Origin of the sequence: Blautia sp. SF-50 (genome assembly GCF_900101315.1) — a bacterium.
GTDB lineage: Bacteria > Bacillota > Clostridia > Lachnospirales > Lachnospiraceae > Blautia_A > Blautia_A fusiformis.
On the sequence record NZ_FMUW01000006.1, the window covers coordinates 104,333 to 119,224 of the forward strand.

At 41.6% G+C, this 14,892-nt stretch carries 17 protein-coding genes and 1 pseudogene; 9 read left to right on the forward strand and 9 right to left on the reverse strand.

Annotated features, from left to right (window positions below):
- Positions 1 to 4: 4 nt before the first annotated feature.
- The 9 genes from BLP57_RS05625 to BLP57_RS05665 all read left to right on the forward strand — a co-directional run bounded on the left by BLP57_RS05625 (position 5) and on the right by BLP57_RS05665 (position 8,011).
- Positions 5 to 658: a cell division protein SepF gene (locus BLP57_RS05625; protein WP_015525160.1), complete on the forward strand. Its 654-nt coding sequence runs from the start codon at positions 5 to 7 to the stop codon at positions 656 to 658.
- 4 nt (positions 659 to 662) lie between these two features.
- The gene (locus BLP57_RS05630) at positions 663 to 1,415 is read left to right on the forward strand and encodes a YlmH family RNA-binding protein (RefSeq protein WP_021652062.1); all 753 of its coding nucleotides are present in this window, start codon (positions 663 to 665) and stop codon (positions 1,413 to 1,415) included.
- A 20-nt stretch (positions 1,416 to 1,435) separates the two neighbouring features.
- A complete protein-coding gene (gene aroB, locus BLP57_RS05635) occupies positions 1,436 to 2,527 on the forward strand; it encodes a 3-dehydroquinate synthase (RefSeq protein WP_092069990.1) in 1,092 nt (363 codons plus the stop codon).
- Between the two features lie 62 nt (positions 2,528 to 2,589).
- On the forward strand, positions 2,590 to 3,060 hold the full coding sequence (lspA, locus tag BLP57_RS05640; protein ID WP_242872557.1) for a signal peptidase II: 471 nt from the start codon (positions 2,590 to 2,592) through the stop codon (positions 3,058 to 3,060).
- 51 nt (positions 3,061 to 3,111) lie between these two features.
- Positions 3,112 to 4,026, forward strand: a complete 915-nt coding sequence (locus BLP57_RS05645) for an RluA family pseudouridine synthase (protein ID WP_092069993.1) — start codon at positions 3,112 to 3,114, stop codon at positions 4,024 to 4,026.
- Between the two features lie 102 nt (positions 4,027 to 4,128).
- The gene (locus tag BLP57_RS05650; protein ID WP_022427272.1) at positions 4,129 to 4,770 is read left to right on the forward strand and encodes a cytidylate kinase-like family protein; all 642 of its coding nucleotides are present in this window, start codon (positions 4,129 to 4,131) and stop codon (positions 4,768 to 4,770) included.
- Between the two features lie 170 nt (positions 4,771 to 4,940).
- Positions 4,941 to 6,368, forward strand: coding sequence for an AI-2E family transporter (locus BLP57_RS05655; RefSeq protein ID WP_092069996.1), 1,428 nt, complete (start codon positions 4,941 to 4,943; stop codon positions 6,366 to 6,368).
- The gene (gene dtd, locus BLP57_RS05660; protein WP_092069999.1) at positions 6,365 to 6,814 is read left to right on the forward strand and encodes a D-aminoacyl-tRNA deacylase; all 450 of its coding nucleotides are present in this window, start codon (positions 6,365 to 6,367) and stop codon (positions 6,812 to 6,814) included. The genes BLP57_RS05655 and dtd overlap by 4 nt, the downstream gene beginning before the upstream one ends.
- 135 nt (positions 6,815 to 6,949) lie before the next feature.
- Positions 6,950 to 8,011 (forward strand): tyrosine-type recombinase/integrase, encoded by a 1,062-nt coding sequence (locus tag BLP57_RS05665; protein ID WP_092070002.1) that lies wholly within the window; start codon positions 6,950 to 6,952, stop codon positions 8,009 to 8,011.
- Between the two features lie 221 nt (positions 8,012 to 8,232).
- Here BLP57_RS05665 and BLP57_RS05670 read toward each other — a convergent pair whose 3' ends face one another.
- The 9 genes and pseudogenes from BLP57_RS05670 to BLP57_RS18655 all read right to left on the reverse strand — a co-directional run.
- Positions 8,233 to 8,490 (reverse strand): hypothetical protein, encoded by a 258-nt coding sequence (locus tag BLP57_RS05670; RefSeq protein WP_092070005.1) that lies wholly within the window; start codon positions 8,488 to 8,490, stop codon positions 8,233 to 8,235.
- Between the two features lie 159 nt (positions 8,491 to 8,649).
- On the reverse strand, positions 8,650 to 9,480 hold the full coding sequence (rhaD, locus tag BLP57_RS05675) for a rhamnulose-1-phosphate aldolase (protein WP_092070008.1): 831 nt from the start codon (positions 9,478 to 9,480) through the stop codon (positions 8,650 to 8,652).
- Positions 9,481 to 9,870: 390 nt separating this feature from the next.
- Positions 9,871 to 10,443, reverse strand: coding sequence for a class IV adenylate cyclase (gene cyaB, locus BLP57_RS05680; protein ID WP_021652052.1), 573 nt, complete (start codon positions 10,441 to 10,443; stop codon positions 9,871 to 9,873).
- Between the two features lie 4 nt (positions 10,444 to 10,447).
- Positions 10,448 to 10,795: a hypothetical protein gene (locus tag BLP57_RS05685; protein WP_015525145.1), complete on the reverse strand. Its 348-nt coding sequence runs from the start codon at positions 10,793 to 10,795 to the stop codon at positions 10,448 to 10,450.
- Positions 10,796 to 10,969: 174 nt separating this feature from the next.
- The gene (locus tag BLP57_RS05690) at positions 10,970 to 11,842 is read right to left on the reverse strand and encodes a DegV family protein (protein WP_092070011.1); all 873 of its coding nucleotides are present in this window, start codon (positions 11,840 to 11,842) and stop codon (positions 10,970 to 10,972) included.
- Positions 11,843 to 11,865: 23 nt separating this feature from the next.
- Positions 11,866 to 12,507 carry a GNAT family N-acetyltransferase gene (locus BLP57_RS05695; protein WP_021652050.1) on the reverse strand — a complete coding sequence of 214 codons (642 nt, stop codon included), beginning with the start codon at positions 12,505 to 12,507 and terminating at the stop codon, positions 11,866 to 11,868.
- 200 nt (positions 12,508 to 12,707) lie between these two features.
- Positions 12,708 to 13,718 carry a HAMP domain-containing sensor histidine kinase gene (locus BLP57_RS05700; RefSeq protein ID WP_021652049.1) on the reverse strand — a complete coding sequence of 337 codons (1,011 nt, stop codon included), beginning with the start codon at positions 13,716 to 13,718 and terminating at the stop codon, positions 12,708 to 12,710.
- Positions 13,715 to 14,386 carry a response regulator transcription factor gene (locus BLP57_RS05705; RefSeq protein ID WP_021652048.1) on the reverse strand — a complete coding sequence of 224 codons (672 nt, stop codon included), beginning with the start codon at positions 14,384 to 14,386 and terminating at the stop codon, positions 13,715 to 13,717. Before BLP57_RS05705 ends, BLP57_RS05700 begins: the two co-directional genes overlap by 4 nt.
- Before the next feature lie 10 nt (positions 14,387 to 14,396).
- Positions 14,397 to 14,582, reverse strand: a pseudogene (locus tag BLP57_RS18655) (purine permease); the annotation flags it as partial.
- Positions 14,583 to 14,892 lie beyond the last annotated feature (310 nt).

Here is a 14,892-nt window from a genome sequence, read left to right on the forward strand (position 1 = left end):
TAAAATGGGCGTTTTAGACAAGTTTTTAGATGCCATCAAACTGAACGACGATTATGACGATGACGAATTGTTAGATGATAGCCTTCTTGAGGATGAGGACGATTATGATGACGATTTCCTCGATGAAGATGATGATATGGAAGAGAAACCAAAGAAGAAATTTTTTGAGAAATTTTCCAAGAAAAAAAATGACGAGGAAGAGGATTTTCTGGATGATGAGCCGGAAGATGAAACGGTTAAGGCACCTGTTGCCAAGTCATCTGCAAAGACAGCTGCAGCCAAGGCCCCGGCAAGGCAGGAACGTATTTCCAGACCGGCACCTTCTTCCAAGATTACCCCAATGCGTACAAGCAAGCGTTCTTCCCAGGCTGCAAATATGGAAGTTTGTGTGATCAAGCCTACAACCATGGAGGAAGCAAGAGAAATTGCGGATACACTGGTTGATAATTCTACCGTGATCCTGAATCTTGAAGGAATCGATGTGGAGCTTGCACAGAGGATCATCGATTTTACTTCCGGTGCATGTTATTCACTTGGAGGAAGCCTTCAGCAGGTATCCAGCTATATTTTTGTACTTGGACCATATAATGTAGATATTACAGGTGATCTTCAGAATATCCTTGGCGGTTCTGTGCCGTCTGTTAGAGTGGGTTATTAACCTCATGGATAAAGAAGAACTTTTTGTTAAGAGAATCCGTGAACTGGCAAATCTGGCCTATCAGAGAGATATTACCACATTTACGGATTTTCTTAATTTAAATGAACGGAATATTTTAAACAGTCAGAATTTTCATAAGCTGGGTGTTACAGCGGAAGGTTTTGGCGGATATGAGAATGCAGAGCGTCAGATGGTAGCCTTTCACCCTGATGCTCTTGCTTTTACATGGGATTATCCCATTGATTGTATCCGGCTTGAGCCAAAAGCAGTGAAATTTTCAGAAGATCTGACACATCGGGATTATTTGGGAGCGATCCTGAATCTTGGGGTTGACAGGAGTGTTGTTGGGGATATTCTTATAGAAGATCATACTGCGAGCTTTTTCTGTCTGCGTCAGATGACAGATTTTTTTCTGGAGAATCTGTGTCGTGTAAGACATACCACAGTTGTGGCGTCGAAGATAGAAGATCCGGGTGATCTTCCGAGGCCGGAACTGAAACCAGTTAGTGGAACCTGTGCGTCCGTACGCCTGGATTCTCTGATCGCACTGGCTTTTGGGACTTCCAGAAGCAGTATTGTGCATTGTATTGAAGAGGGGCTTGTTTTTGTAAATGGAAAACTGATCACATCCAATGGTTATGAGCCCAAAGAGGGAGACATCATATCCGTTCGGAAAAAGGGACGTTTTATTTATGATGGAGTATCCCGTCAGACAAAAAAAGGACGTCTTGGGGTACGGATTCTGCTTTATATCTGAACAGCTAGGAGGAAAACGCAATGACAGCATCAAAATTACTTGTAAAACGAGAAGGTGATTTTCATTATCCCATCTGTTTTGAAGAAGATTTTTCTAATCTGGCGCAGGTTATGAAGGAAGAAGGACTTGTTGACAGAAAAATCTGCATTGTAACAGATTCTAATGTGGGACCACTGTATGAAGAATCTGTAAAACAGGTTTTAAGTGAGGTAAGTTCCGATATTTCTGTGTTCACCTTTGAGGCAGGAGAAAAAAACAAAAACCTTAATACCGTTTCGGCATTGTATCAGGCCCTGATCCAAAATGGTCTTGACCGAAAAAGTCTGCTTGTTGCATTAGGCGGTGGTGTGGTAGGCGACCTTACCGGATTTGGCGCGGCAACTTATCTCAGGGGGATTGACTTCATTCAGGTACCGACAACACTGCTTGCACAGGTAGACAGCAGCGTTGGCGGAAAAACCGGCGTAGATTTTCAGCAGTACAAAAACATGGTAGGAGCTTTTCACCAGCCACGTCTTGTATATATGAATCTAAGCACTCTTTCTTCGCTTCCGGCAGAACAGTTTGCCTGCGGAATGGGTGAGATCTTAAAAACAGGATTGATCTGTGATGGAGATTTTTTTCGCTATGTATGCTGTGAGCAGAAAGGGATCAAAAAGCTGGATATGGAACAGATTGCCAGAATGGTACGCAGATGCTGTGAGATCAAAGCAGGCGTTGTGGAACGTGATCCTAAGGAACAGGGAGAGCGTGCGCTTCTTAACCTGGGACATACTGTGGGGCATGCAGTAGAAAAACTTAAGAATTTCACCCTGCTCCACGGACAGTGTGTGGGAGTCGGACTGGTGGCAGCGGCATATCTTTCCATGAAACGAGGACTTCTGACCAAAGAAGAATATCAGGAAATCTGCCAGGGATGTTCGGATTACGATCTTCCGGTGCATGTAGATGGTCTTATCCCGGAAGAAGTTCTTTCCGCAACAAAGAAAGACAAAAAAATGGAACAGGGACATATCAGGTTTATCCTGATGGATGGTATCGGAAAAAGCTTTATCGACAAAACAGTTACCGATGAAGAAATGCTTTCCTGTATTCAGGAGATAACTCTATGATCAGTCGTGTTAACCATCATCAGAAAATGTCTTTTAGTAAGTGTATGTCGGGGGACATTTTTTTGCTGATCTTACTCGTGGCTGCGGATCAGGGAGCAAAATGGCTGTCATATCTGTATCTGAAAGGACAACCATCGGTTTCGCTGATTCCTGGCGTACTTGAACTTCATTATCTCTATCCGGAAAACAGGGGAATTGCGTTTGGAATGTTTCAGGGAAGTGTACTCTTTTTTGCCATTGTGAGTGTACTGTTTCTGGGAGTGATCCTCTATGCATGGATCCGTATTCCGAAAGAGCGGTTTTATCTGCCGTTGCTCACCATTGCTACAGTACTTGCAGCTGGTGCACTGGGAAATTTTATTGATCGTTTTTTCAGAGGATATGTGATCGATTTTATCTATTTCTCCCTGATCGATTTTCCGGTATTTAATCTTGCGGATGTTTATGTGGTTGTAAGTGGAATTTTTCTGATCCTGTTTGTATGCACGAAATACAGAGATGATGATTTTGCGTTTCTGAATATCAAACAGTGATCCGGGCAGAGAGATATATCATGCATTTGTCTGTTTTTGTAGGAGATATAAATGGAAATATATGATTATATAGTAGAAAAAGAAGAATCAGGTATACGAATCGACCGCTATCTTGCTGAGAAAGACAGCGGTCTTTCCAGGTCTTTCCTTCAGAAACTTCTGAAAGAAGGACAGATTACCGTGGGAGAGAAGGCTGCCAAATCTAATTATAAGGTTCGTGAAAATGACAGGATCCATCTGGAGATCCCGGATTCCAGTGAGCCGGATATCGTTCCGGAGGATATTCCGTTGGATATTCTTTACGAGGATGAAGATGTACTGATCGTTAATAAGCCCAAAGGGATGGTTGTACATCCTGCAGCTGGGCATTATCAGGGAACACTGGTCAATGCAGTTATGGCACATTGTGGTGACAGCCTTTCCGGTATTAACGGAGTGATGCGGCCTGGAATTGTCCACAGAATTGATAAGGATACCACCGGGGCACTATTGGTATGCAAAAATGATATTGCTCACCGGGATCTGGCAGAACAGCTGAAATGTCACAGTATCCGCAGACGCTACCGGGCAGTTGTGCAGGGAAATCTGAAAGAGGATGAGGGAACCATAGAGGGACCTATTGGACGGCATCCGACAGATCGTAAAAAAATGGCCATCAATCATAAAAATGGTAAAGATGCAATAACACATTACAAAGTGCTGGAACGTTTTGGCGAGGCCACGTATGTGGAATGTCGTCTTGAAACAGGACGTACCCACCAGATTCGTGTGCACATGGCCAGTATCGGACATCCGCTTCTTGGGGACACGGTGTATGGTTCATCCAGAAATCCCTATCATCTGGAGGGACAGGCACTTCATGCAATGATCCTTGGATTTGTTCATCCACGTACCGGGGAATATATGGAATTTACAGCCCCACTTCCGGAATATTTTGTTAAATTGCTGACAAAATTGCGAAAATAGCTGGAAAACTTGTGGAATATAGTGTATAATAACTATATTAAAGAGGAAGCGGAGTTAATATTTGCAAATTCGCTGAATCTGAGCAGAAAGGATGTGGCTGTTATGAGTAACAATACAACAAGTTCTATTATTACTATCGGTCGTAAATATGGCAGCGCCGGAAGACAGATCGGCCAGGAAGTTGCTAAATATTTTGGAATCAAATGCTATGATAAAGAGCTGCTGGAGCACGCAGCCAATGACAGTGGGATCTGCAAGGAGCTGTTTGAGCATCATGATGAGAAGCCAACAAACAGTTTTCTTTATTCTCTTGTAATGGATACTTATTCATTTGGGTATTCCTCAGCCGGATTTACAGACATGCCTATGAACCATAAGATTTTTCTTGCACAGTTTGAGGCAATCAAGAAGCTGGCTTCAGAAGGTCCCTGTGTAATGGTCGGCAGATGTGCGGATTATGCACTTGCAGATAATCCGGATTGTTTCAGTGTATTTGTTCATGCAAACCTTGACTGGCGTATCAACCGTATTGCTCAGAAATACAATAAAAATGCCAAAGAGGCCAAGGACATGATCAACAAAACAGACAAAAGCCGTTCCAGCTACTATAATTATTATACCAACAAGAAATGGGGATCTGCGGACAGCTATAATCTTTGTCTGGATAGCAGCAAGCTTGGCATTGATGGAACTGCGAAGGCAATTATCGAAGCCATTCACATTTATGACAGCCTGAAAAAATAAACATCAGATTTTTAGGCACCCTGCCATTTTATGGCGGGGTGTTTTCTGTATCAGCGCGATACCCTGAAGTCGGAATTTATCTTTGCAGGTTATTGGAAAATAATGTTTATGTTTTTTTTAGACACAAACCAGAGATGCTATGTTATAATCACCTGGTGGAGGAAATTACTATGAAAATTCGTTGGAACCATCGCTATGTGCAGTTAGGTGTGACTGCATTTCTGGTTATTGCTGCCAGTATTTTATTTTATTACGGGATTTTCCATATGAAATCTCTGATCACCGGAATTAAAACATTTTTCGGTATTATGGCGCCGATCATTTACGGAGCTGCCATAGCATATCTGCTAACTCCCATTGTTAATTTTCTGGAGCGGAAGATCATTTTTCCGATTTTTGAAAAAAGGAATAAAACACTTCAGAAAAAGGGGAGGAAAGTAGTACGCTGGATCTGTGTGATCCTTTCTGTATTTCTTATGTTTCTGGTCATTTATGCCCTTGTCATGATGATCCTTCCTCAATTGATTCGAAGCATCATGAATATTATTTACAGTTTTCCTCATTACGTAAGTGTAGTGGAAAACTGGTTAAACTCCGTCGTGGAAAAGGGATGGAAACTGAATCCGGATATGATCAGCCAGATCAACCAGTATTCCAGCAGATTACAGGAGTATCTGACAAATACGATCCTTCCCCAGATGCAATTTATGATGAAAAATATATCCGCGAGCTTTCTGGATCTTCTTGTTTTTCTGAAGAATTTCCTTATTGGAGCGATCGTATCTCTTTATATACTGGCGGATAAAGAGGGATTTGTTGCCAAGGCAAAAATGGCTGTTTATGCAGTTCTTCCAACCAAATGGGCAACCTTTCTTGTTCATTCCATGCGTTTTACGCATAAAACCTTTGGTGGATTTATCAGCGGAAAGATCCTGGATTCCGCAATTATCGGTGTATTGTGTTATGTTGGAACATCGATCATCGGAACCCCATATGCGATTCTGGTCAGTGTGATCGTCGGTGTTACAAATGTTATTCCGTTTTTCGGGCCATATTTGGGAGCAGTTCCGTGTTTTCTTCTTATTTTGCTGGTAGATCCCATTCAGAGCTTGTATTTCCTGATCTTTATTCTGATCCTTCAGCAGTTTGACGGAAATATCCTTGGACCAAAGATCCTGGGTGAGTCGACCGGACTGTCCAGCTTTATGGTTATTGTTGCAATCATGGTCGGTGGTGGTTTATTTGGAGTTCCGGGAATGATCGTTGGAGTTCCGGTATTTGCTGTGCTGAATGCTGCTGTATGGAAGCTGATCGGACGTAGTCTTGATGAAAAAGATATGTCTGCAGATGCTGAGTTTTATAGAGATATTGATTGTGTAGACCCCGTTTCCGGAAAGGTCCTGCCAATGCCGGTGAAAAAATCCGTATCAAAAGCACAGGAAGTTACAGTAAAAGCGGAAAAAAACAGAATCTGGTCCGGGGCTTGGGATGAAATTAAACGAATGTTTACATTTTTAGTTAAATTTATTCAGGCGAAATATATAGGCTTTCGATTGAAGCAGAAAAACAGACGGAGACGGAGGAAGAACAGGTTATGAAATTTGTAATTCAGCGTGTAAATCATGCAGAAGTCAAAGTAGACGGAGAAATTGTCGGAAAAATTGGAAAAGGGTTTCTTGTTCTGATCGGCGTTGGCCGTGAGGACACCAAAGAGGATGCAGACTGGTATCTGAAAAAGCTTCTGGGACTTCGTATTTTTGAGGATGAAAATGGAAAGACCAATTTGTCCCTAGCGGATGTAAACGGGGAATTGCTTTTGGTTTCACAGTTTACCTTATATGCAAACTGCCGTAAGGGAAACCGTCCAAGCTTTATAGAAGCCGGTGCACCGGATGAAGCAAATAAATTATATGAATATATTATTTCGGAAGCCAGTAAACAGGTTCCGGTTGTGGAACACGGAATTTTTGGTGCAGATATGAAAGTATCTTTGGAAAATGACGGACCGTTTACCGTTATTTTTGATGAAAATCTACGGAAGTAGCCGTTTGCACCACCCATCTATTTGAAAAACTCGGGTTTGTCGTATAGATATAGATGAGTGTAAAACCACTTCTTTTAACAGGTGTTTCAGGTATTTCCTGCAAATTATGTAAAATTTATATATTAAGGAGTTTTTATGGATAACAAAATTACTTACCACGAACAAAATGACATTGACAATACTTTAAAACTCCGTGAGGTTTTAAAAACGCTTCCGCCATTTTGCAGGGATTATTTCCGGGCTATTGATGCAACGACTACAACTAAGACCAGAATTTCCTATGCATATGACATTCGTATATTTTTCCAGTTTTTACTGGAGCAAAATCCAATGTTCAAAGACAAAACCATGTCGGATTTCACAGTTGATGTTCTGGATCAGATTAAAGCTGTTGATCTTGAGGAATATGAAGAATTTCTCAAAGTTTATAAATCCGCGGACTCTTCCAAAACGGAAACAAATGGTGAACGTGGCGTCAAACGTAAAATTTCTGCTTTAAGAAGTTTTTATGCTTACTATTATAAACATGAAATGATCACCACCAACCCGTCTGTTCTGATCGATGTGCCCAAGATCCATGATAAAAATATTATCCGTCTGGATACAGATGAGGTTGCCATGCTGCTGGATTATATTGAGCATTGCGGAGATACGCTGACCGGGCAGAAACGGATGTACCATGAAAAAACGAAGGACAGAGATCTTGCTATTGTTACTCTCCTTCTTGGTACCGGGATCCGAGTATCGGAATGTGTCGGACTGGATGTTGAGGATGTAGACTTCAAAAACAATGGAATCAAAGTTACCCGAAAAGGCGGAAATGAAATGGTTGTATACTTTGGTCCTGAAGTAGAAAAAGCGTTGAAGAAATATCTGGAAGTCAGGGAGAATATTACGCCTCTGGCAGGCCATGAGCACGCTCTCTTCTATTCTACCCAACGTCGCCGGATCGGTGTTCAGGCTATCGAGAATCTGGTTAAAAAATATGCCAGGGAGATCACAACTACAAAAAAGATCACCCCGCATAAGCTTCGCAGCACCTATGGTACTGCCCTGTACCAGGAAACCGGTGATATTTACCTTGTAGCGGATGTTTTGGGTCATAAGGATGTCAATACTACTAAGAAGCATTATGCGGCTCTGGATGATGCCAGACGGCGTCAGGCGGCCAAGGCGGTACGTCTTCGCGAGGACTGATGAATAATGGGACTGCGGAGCAACTGATTCGTTTGACATGCATTGCATATAAATATAGAGACAGTTAGTTCACATAATATAAATTATGTAAATCAACTGCCTCTATATATTTAATCAGATCAAGAAAATCTCAAATTCCCTGTAGGGTTCAAAAAACCTTAAGCAGTGATTATGGACATCTGTATTATATCCATGACCCAAAATCAAAATCCGTACTTAACTTATTTATCAAAATCTGTCTCGAATACACCCTCCGGAGTACGCATGGTAAGAACACCCAGATTAAATTCACTGTCCATAATTGAGATATGATATTCAAAGATCACATCATCATCAAATTTGGAAAGCAGCACATAGCTTCCATTCTCTTTCCCATCAATCTGATCGCAGATGTCGTCGTAAACTTCCTCTCCGGAAATCTTTCGCGGGTATCCGCTTGCCTTGATCTTCTCTTCGATCGCTTTATATAATTCTTCCATACCTTATCCATATCCTTTCTGAAATTAATTGGCTGATAAACCAGATATGTTTTTATCATACCAGATTTATCAGCAAAAATCAGCAAATATTTGGTTGTTTCTGATAAAGTTTCAGATAGGAGTACAGTTATATAATATAAAACTGTGTAGCCGAAGAATTTATTTTTTCTCGTAAAGGAATTCTTCCGGCAGAGTTACTTTGAAATCCTTTGCAAGGGCGCGGAAGTTATTCGGTGTGATAGTCTGCAGCTTTTGTGGAGCCATGGATAAGATCTTAACCAGGATCTCTGCGGATTTTTCAACGGTATGAAGAAGTCCGAAGGTCAGGTCAAAATCCTCGCCTGAGCAGAACATACCATGATGCGCCCAGATAACAACATCATATTTTTTCATCAGTTCAGCGGTTTTGATCGCGATTTCTCTTCCACCTGGAACCATCCATCCGATGACACCTACACCATCCGGGAATACTACCGGACACTCAGTTGCGGATTCCCAGAGTTCACGGGTAAATACCTTGTCATCCAGGGGAAGAACGAAGGTAAGTGCAATGGTATTGGTGGTATGTGCATGGTAAATAACACGATGTTTACCGTTGGTAAGTTTTTTCTTTACTTCATGGTTCATCAGATGAGTTGGAAGCTCACTGGTCGGACGACCGCCTTCCACAAGACCCCAGCGGATACGGTAGTTGGTTCCTGTTTCGTCAAGCTCAATGATCGCAAGACATACTTCCGGGTCAACGATGATATTACGGAAATATTTACCGCTTCCTGTTACCAGGAAAAACTCTCCGGCAAGTCCCGGAACCTCAACACCGATGGGGGTCCATTCTCCGGGGGCGTTCAGTCGTGGGCGGATCATTTCCACTTCTTCTGCTTTCAGACGATAGCTTAAGTTTCCGCCGTTTCTTTCATGCCACCCCTGCTGATATCCATCATCTGCCATTTTGATAAAGCCCTGTACGAATTTAGATTCAAGAATTTTCATAATATATTTCCTCCGTGTTTAAATGTGGTTTATTGTTGGGTTTGCGATTGCTTCAATATGCTTTCTTGTTGTTTGTGACTTTATTATATGCCCGATTGTGTGGATTTGTAAAGGGCTTTTTTGAAAAAATATCAATAAATCCACATGTAAAATGCAAAAAATCTTGTAAACATTCAATAAACCACATAAAAATAAACATAAAGCAACAAAAATCACGAGTGGTCAATAGTAATGACATGTACATTGAATGTGGTTTGGTGTTGCTTTGTGATGTGGGATTTATAGTATGATAGATAAACTTGGAACGCCGAAGAATTGTAAGAAAAGAAAAAACAGGAACATTTCCGTATTCTGTACCTTAGATACTCACACGAAAATATTCCTGCTGGTTTAAAAAAGATTTTTATTTAATTTTTTCGGAAGCATACTGAGATAAGAAGTCTGTACAGTGTCCGACATGTGATATCCCAATATGGCAAGCAGATCTTCCATTTTGGATAAAATTTCTTTCCGCTCACTTTCCTGCTCTGCGATCACCTCAAGCTCCAGAAAGTCTCCAAGTCCCTCTACCTGATCCAGACAGGCGGTAAATCTGCCACATTTCATATACTTTCGCGTTTTCATGACAGACGCTACCGGAGAAAAATCCAAATGGATGAGAATATTTTTAAGCACTTCTGCATCGGATACTTCTGTTTCCAGTTCCATTCGGGACATGGAGATTTTATCCAGTTTGGGCCCCTTAAAATTAATCTGAGTCTTAGAAATACCGGATCTGCAGTCTGTGCTTGTTCGGATACGCAGTGCTTCATCACGTTTTTTTACATCATGATAGACACTGTTAAAATAGGTATCTTCTTCCTGGATCTGTGCTGTCTCCTGAAATCCCTGATCTGTCAGAAATTTCAGGGTTTCCTTAAGATTCTTTAATGGAAGCTTGATCTCAATTTCAAACTGGGCCATGTGATTACTTCAGAATTTCTGCTTTTTTGTTCAGAAGTGCTTCGCAGGCTGCACATGCTGGGCAGTCACAGTATTTTGCACCGGAAGCTTTGATCTCCTCAGCATGAGCCAGGATCTTTTTTGCGTCATCTGCGCCAAATACCTGTGCACCCATGTCAGAACCTGCAAAAGAGATCAGTCCGTCGATGGGCATGATATCTGCTTCCAGCTCTTTTACGTAAGCAGTTGCCGCATCTGCTTCTTTCTCAGTTCCTGCCGCATCCAGATAATTCTGTGCCGCTTCTTTTACTTCTTTGCATGCAGATGGTGCCTGAAGAAGATCCTGTGTTAATTCTTTAATTGTTTTTGCCATGATAATTTCTCCCTTCTGATCATAGCACTCCCAGAAATTACTGCATCAAGTTCAGCTGTGCAGAACATGAATGGTTGGAAGTGCTATAATAACAGATAAAATCTGCCTGTTATGTATTGATAACAATATCATACCACAACCCTGGATTATTTGCAGAAAATATTGAGACGTTTTTTATAAAGGCATGCAGGAACATCCGATTCCCAGTCCGTCTGGGCCAATATGGCAGGAAAGTCCAAGGGAAAGATCATCACACATCACATCCATTCCCGGAAAGCTTTCCCGGATCTGTGAGATCCAGTCCGCGGTAACTTCCGCAGTGCTGCTGGAGGCAGCCATAAGATATACTTTTCCGGCATCATATTCTTTTTTGAAAGTTGTTTCCAATTCTCTGTGCATAGCATCGATCATGGCTTTTCTTGATTTTTTCATGCCTCTGCATTTCTGGAAAACATCCAGTTTACCGGTTCCAAATTTCATAACCGGTTTGATATTGAGAAGATTTGCGGCCAGTGCTGTGGTGGTATTGATACGGCCTCCCTTTTTCAGATATTCCAGTGTGCTTAATCCGACATAGATCACGGTTTTTTCGCGGGATGCTTCCAGAATATCCTTGATCTGCGGTGCTGTATATCCATCTTCCACCAGGTCTATCGCATCCAGAATGGAACGGTGAAGGGGTGTGGAAACACGCCCGTTATCTACCACAAACACTTTGTTTTCGTATTTGGGTTCCTGAGACAAGGCGGCAGCAGTCATGCAGGAACCGCTTAAACTACTGCTCAACGGAATGTAGAGGATCTGATCATAAGATAAAAGCATTTCGTCCCACATTTCCATAACTTCCTGTGGGGAAGGCTGTGAAGTTGAAACATCTGCTCCTTCACGCAGCTTCTCATAAAATCCTGTTCTGGAAAAATCCAGGTCTTCATGAAACAGTTCTCCATTCAGATAAAAAGGCATGGGAAGGACATGAATATCCAGTTCCTCTGCTTCTTGTTTTAAAATGCCACTGTGGCTGTCAGCCATGATTCCAATTTTTTTCATTTTCCATTTATCTCCTGCGTAATTTATGAATGTGTTTCGCAATGCGGCTCTTTTTTATAAAGAGCTACACTTTCCCGGAAGCGTTTTTTGTTCAGCTCCCGCATCTGGGAAACCTCGTTTTTCTTTACGAAACCATGACTTTCCATAAAGGTTCTTTGATCCAGCTGGTCCATATATATGGAATAATCCGTATCCTTCTCTGTTGAAATCTGTTTGAGAAGCCCGGTACCGATTCCGTTTCTGCGGTAATCTTTGCTTACATAAAGAAAGAGGATATTTCCGGGAGTCGGTTTCTCCGGGGAAACAGTCAATTGTTTTTTCATATCCTGAAGTTTGTTAAAATGCTCCAGATTCTTCCGGCCTTCCTTAGTAAACTTCAGGCGCAGGAAATGATAGCCTTTTTTCAAACGGAAAACCGGGGCAAAATGGCCATGAGATTCTTTACCGGTAATGAGCACCCCAACTACCTGATCCCGGTAGGTTGCCACGGTAACGCTATCTCTGTATATCATATAGGTGTAAAAGAAAAGTCTGGTCAGACGTTTTTCGGTATGTGTTTCCTCAAACTCCCAGCGGTCTTTATAATTTCTTCGGATAAATTCCCGGATTATTGAAAAATCTTCCTTTTCTGCTTTCCGGTAGGCAGGTGCTTTTTTTAATAACATAGTCCATATCTCCTGTATTTTTTCATAAATAACTATCCTATACTTTAAAAGATGATCTGCAACTTAACATCAACTGTTTCTCAACAATTGTTGAAGTTTATGAAAAAGTTTATATAAAATAAAAAAACAACGGAAGAACCTCATGAAAAATAAGGTGTCCGCTGTTTTTGGGTTTTATGGATATGTGTAAAATATTTGTTTTACAGTATAACAGTAAAACGACAGCCGCTTCCGGGAATATTTTCCACGGAAACGGTTCCCTTACACAGGTTCAGGATCTGTTTTACAAGGGCAAGTCCAAGACCGTTTCCCTCCTGTTTATGGGAACTGTCGCCCTGGTAAAATTTGTCAAAGATATGTTTCATGGAGTATTCACTGATCTGGGGGCCTTCGTTTTCTATGGAAAAACGGATCTTTTCTCCTTCCGGCATCATCCGGATATAGATCGTACCACCACAGGGACTGAATTTGATAGCATTGGAAAGCAGATTGTCCCATACATGACAGATGAGATTTTCGTTTCCAAGATACTCCACATCCATCATGTCCACATCAAATTCAATTTCTTTTTCTGACCATTTCGGTTCCATCATAACAATGGATTGTCGGATCTGCTCATCCAGACGGTACCAGTTCTGACGGGTCTGGATCGACTGGTGTTCGATTTTGGACAGCAGCAGGATATTTCCTGCCAGGTGGGAAAGCCTTCTGGTGTTAAAGAGGATTTTGCTGATGTACTGCTCCTGCTCTTCTGATATAGGCATGTCATCATCCTGCAGCAGAGTTGCATAACCCTCAATAGCACTGATGGGAGTTTTGAATTCGTGGGAAACATTGGAAACAAAGTCTGTCTGTAGAATCTCCGTTGCTTCCAGTTCCTGGACCATCAGATTGAAATTAGAATAAATATCCCGGATTTCCTTCATTTGCTTTTCCGTTTCCAGTCGGACGGAAAAATCGCCTTCAGCAACCTGTTGCATGGCTTTTTTCAGCTTTAGTACAGGACCGAAATACCGGATACTGAGAAAGTTGTTAAGGACACCCCCTGCGGTCACGCTGGCCAGGATGATCCATACGATGTTCGGAACAGCTGAAATATGCAGTACATCCATAACAAGCCAGGATATCAGAGATACACAGACAAGCTCCAACATGATCATAAAGATAAAACGTAAACGAATGCTTAAATTTATGAAGGGTTTCTTTTTCATGCCTTTACCACCTTATATCCAACTCCACGGATCGTCACGATCTTAAAATCCGGATTATCGCGGAAGCGTTCCCGAAGCCTTCCGATGTGGACATCTACTGTGTGGGCATCGCTTGCGGAATCATATCCCCAGATATCATCCATAAGCTGTTGCCGGGTAAAGATTTTTCCCGGAAAAGAAACCATCTTATATAAGAGCATGAATTCTTTCTGAGGAAGTACCATACTTTCCGAGGAGGTGGAGACCGTCAGGGAATCGCACTCCAAAATGGTATCTCCGATTCGCTGTTTCCGCTCATTGATCATCTGTGCTCTGCGGAGAAGTGCACCTACCCGCAAAACCAGTTCATTGATATTGACCGGTTTCACCATATAATCATCGGTACCGGACAGAAATCCCATACGCATATCATCAAAAGCATCTTTGGCAGTGACCATAAGTACAGGAATGGAATCTCCGGCATCTCTGAGTGAGCGGACCAGTTCATAGCCATCCATGTTGGGCATCATTATGTCCGAAATGATCAGATCGTAATAATCTTTTTCCAGGACATCCAGCGCTTCCTGTCCGTCAGAGACCCCTTTTACTGTATAACCGTTTTTTAAGAGGACATGCCGGAAAAGTTGGCGGAGTTCCAGGTCATCTTCCGCAATGAGAATTTTAAACATTTTTACATCCCTATTCCTTGATCTTTTCAATGTCCATGTTTTCAGGCAGGATACAGCTTAAAACAATGGATATGATAAATACAACAGCAACTACATTTTGCGCAAAAACGGACTGTATGATCGACGGGAAAATATCCCAGATCCCGCTCTCACTTGCTGTGGTGAATCCGATTCCGACAGCAAGTGAAAGAGATAGGCGGCAGCAGTCCGATGTGAAACAAACTACTATTATAAGAAAAATTACGGAATAATCATAACATAGATTCGTTGTGGAAACCAGACGGATTTTGATGAATAAATGTAATAATAGATGAATTAGGTCATATTATGAATATTTATACACGAAAAAAAGAAATACCCTCTTGCATTTTCGAAACTTTTACTGTAGAATTATTAACCAGGTAAACACAAATGTATGCCATACCCGAACACTGATTACAAAGATGTAACCAATCTTAACTGTATCAGTGTTTTTTAATATACAATGGGGAAACGAGGAAAAAATT

Coding starts and splice junctions, on each gene's coding strand:
- BLP57_RS05625 (WP_015525160.1), top strand. CDS start 5: ATGGGCGTTTTAGACAAGTTTTTAGATGCCATCAAACTGAACGACGAT.
- BLP57_RS05630 (WP_021652062.1), top strand. CDS start 663: ATGGATAAAGAAGAACTTTTTGTTAAGAGAATCCGTGAACTGGCAAAT.
- aroB (WP_092069990.1), top strand. CDS start 1,436: ATGACAGCATCAAAATTACTTGTAAAACGAGAAGGTGATTTTCATTAT.
- BLP57_RS05645 (WP_092069993.1), top strand. CDS start 3,112: ATGGAAATATATGATTATATAGTAGAAAAAGAAGAATCAGGTATACGA.
- BLP57_RS05650 (WP_022427272.1), top strand. CDS start 4,129: ATGAGTAACAATACAACAAGTTCTATTATTACTATCGGTCGTAAATAT.
- BLP57_RS05655 (WP_092069996.1), top strand. CDS start 4,941: ATGAAAATTCGTTGGAACCATCGCTATGTGCAGTTAGGTGTGACTGCA.
- dtd (WP_092069999.1), top strand. CDS start 6,365: ATGAAATTTGTAATTCAGCGTGTAAATCATGCAGAAGTCAAAGTAGAC.
- BLP57_RS05665 (WP_092070002.1), top strand. CDS start 6,950: ATGGATAACAAAATTACTTACCACGAACAAAATGACATTGACAATACT.
- BLP57_RS05670 (WP_092070005.1), bottom strand. CDS start 8,490: ATGGAAGAATTATATAAAGCGATCGAAGAGAAGATCAAGGCAAGCGGA.
- rhaD (WP_092070008.1), bottom strand. CDS start 9,480: ATGAAAATTCTTGAATCTAAATTCGTACAGGGCTTTATCAAAATGGCA.
- cyaB (WP_021652052.1), bottom strand. CDS start 10,443: ATGGCCCAGTTTGAAATTGAGATCAAGCTTCCATTAAAGAATCTTAAG.
- BLP57_RS05685 (WP_015525145.1), bottom strand. CDS start 10,795: ATGGCAAAAACAATTAAAGAATTAACACAGGATCTTCTTCAGGCACCA.
- BLP57_RS05690 (WP_092070011.1), bottom strand. CDS start 11,842: ATGAAAAAAATTGGAATCATGGCTGACAGCCACAGTGGCATTTTAAAA.
- BLP57_RS05695 (WP_021652050.1), bottom strand. CDS start 12,507: ATGTTATTAAAAAAAGCACCTGCCTACCGGAAAGCAGAAAAGGAAGAT.
- BLP57_RS05700 (WP_021652049.1), bottom strand. CDS start 13,718: ATGAAAAAGAAACCCTTCATAAATTTAAGCATTCGTTTACGTTTTATC.
- BLP57_RS05705 (WP_021652048.1), bottom strand. CDS start 14,386: ATGTTTAAAATTCTCATTGCGGAAGATGACCTGGAACTCCGCCAACTT.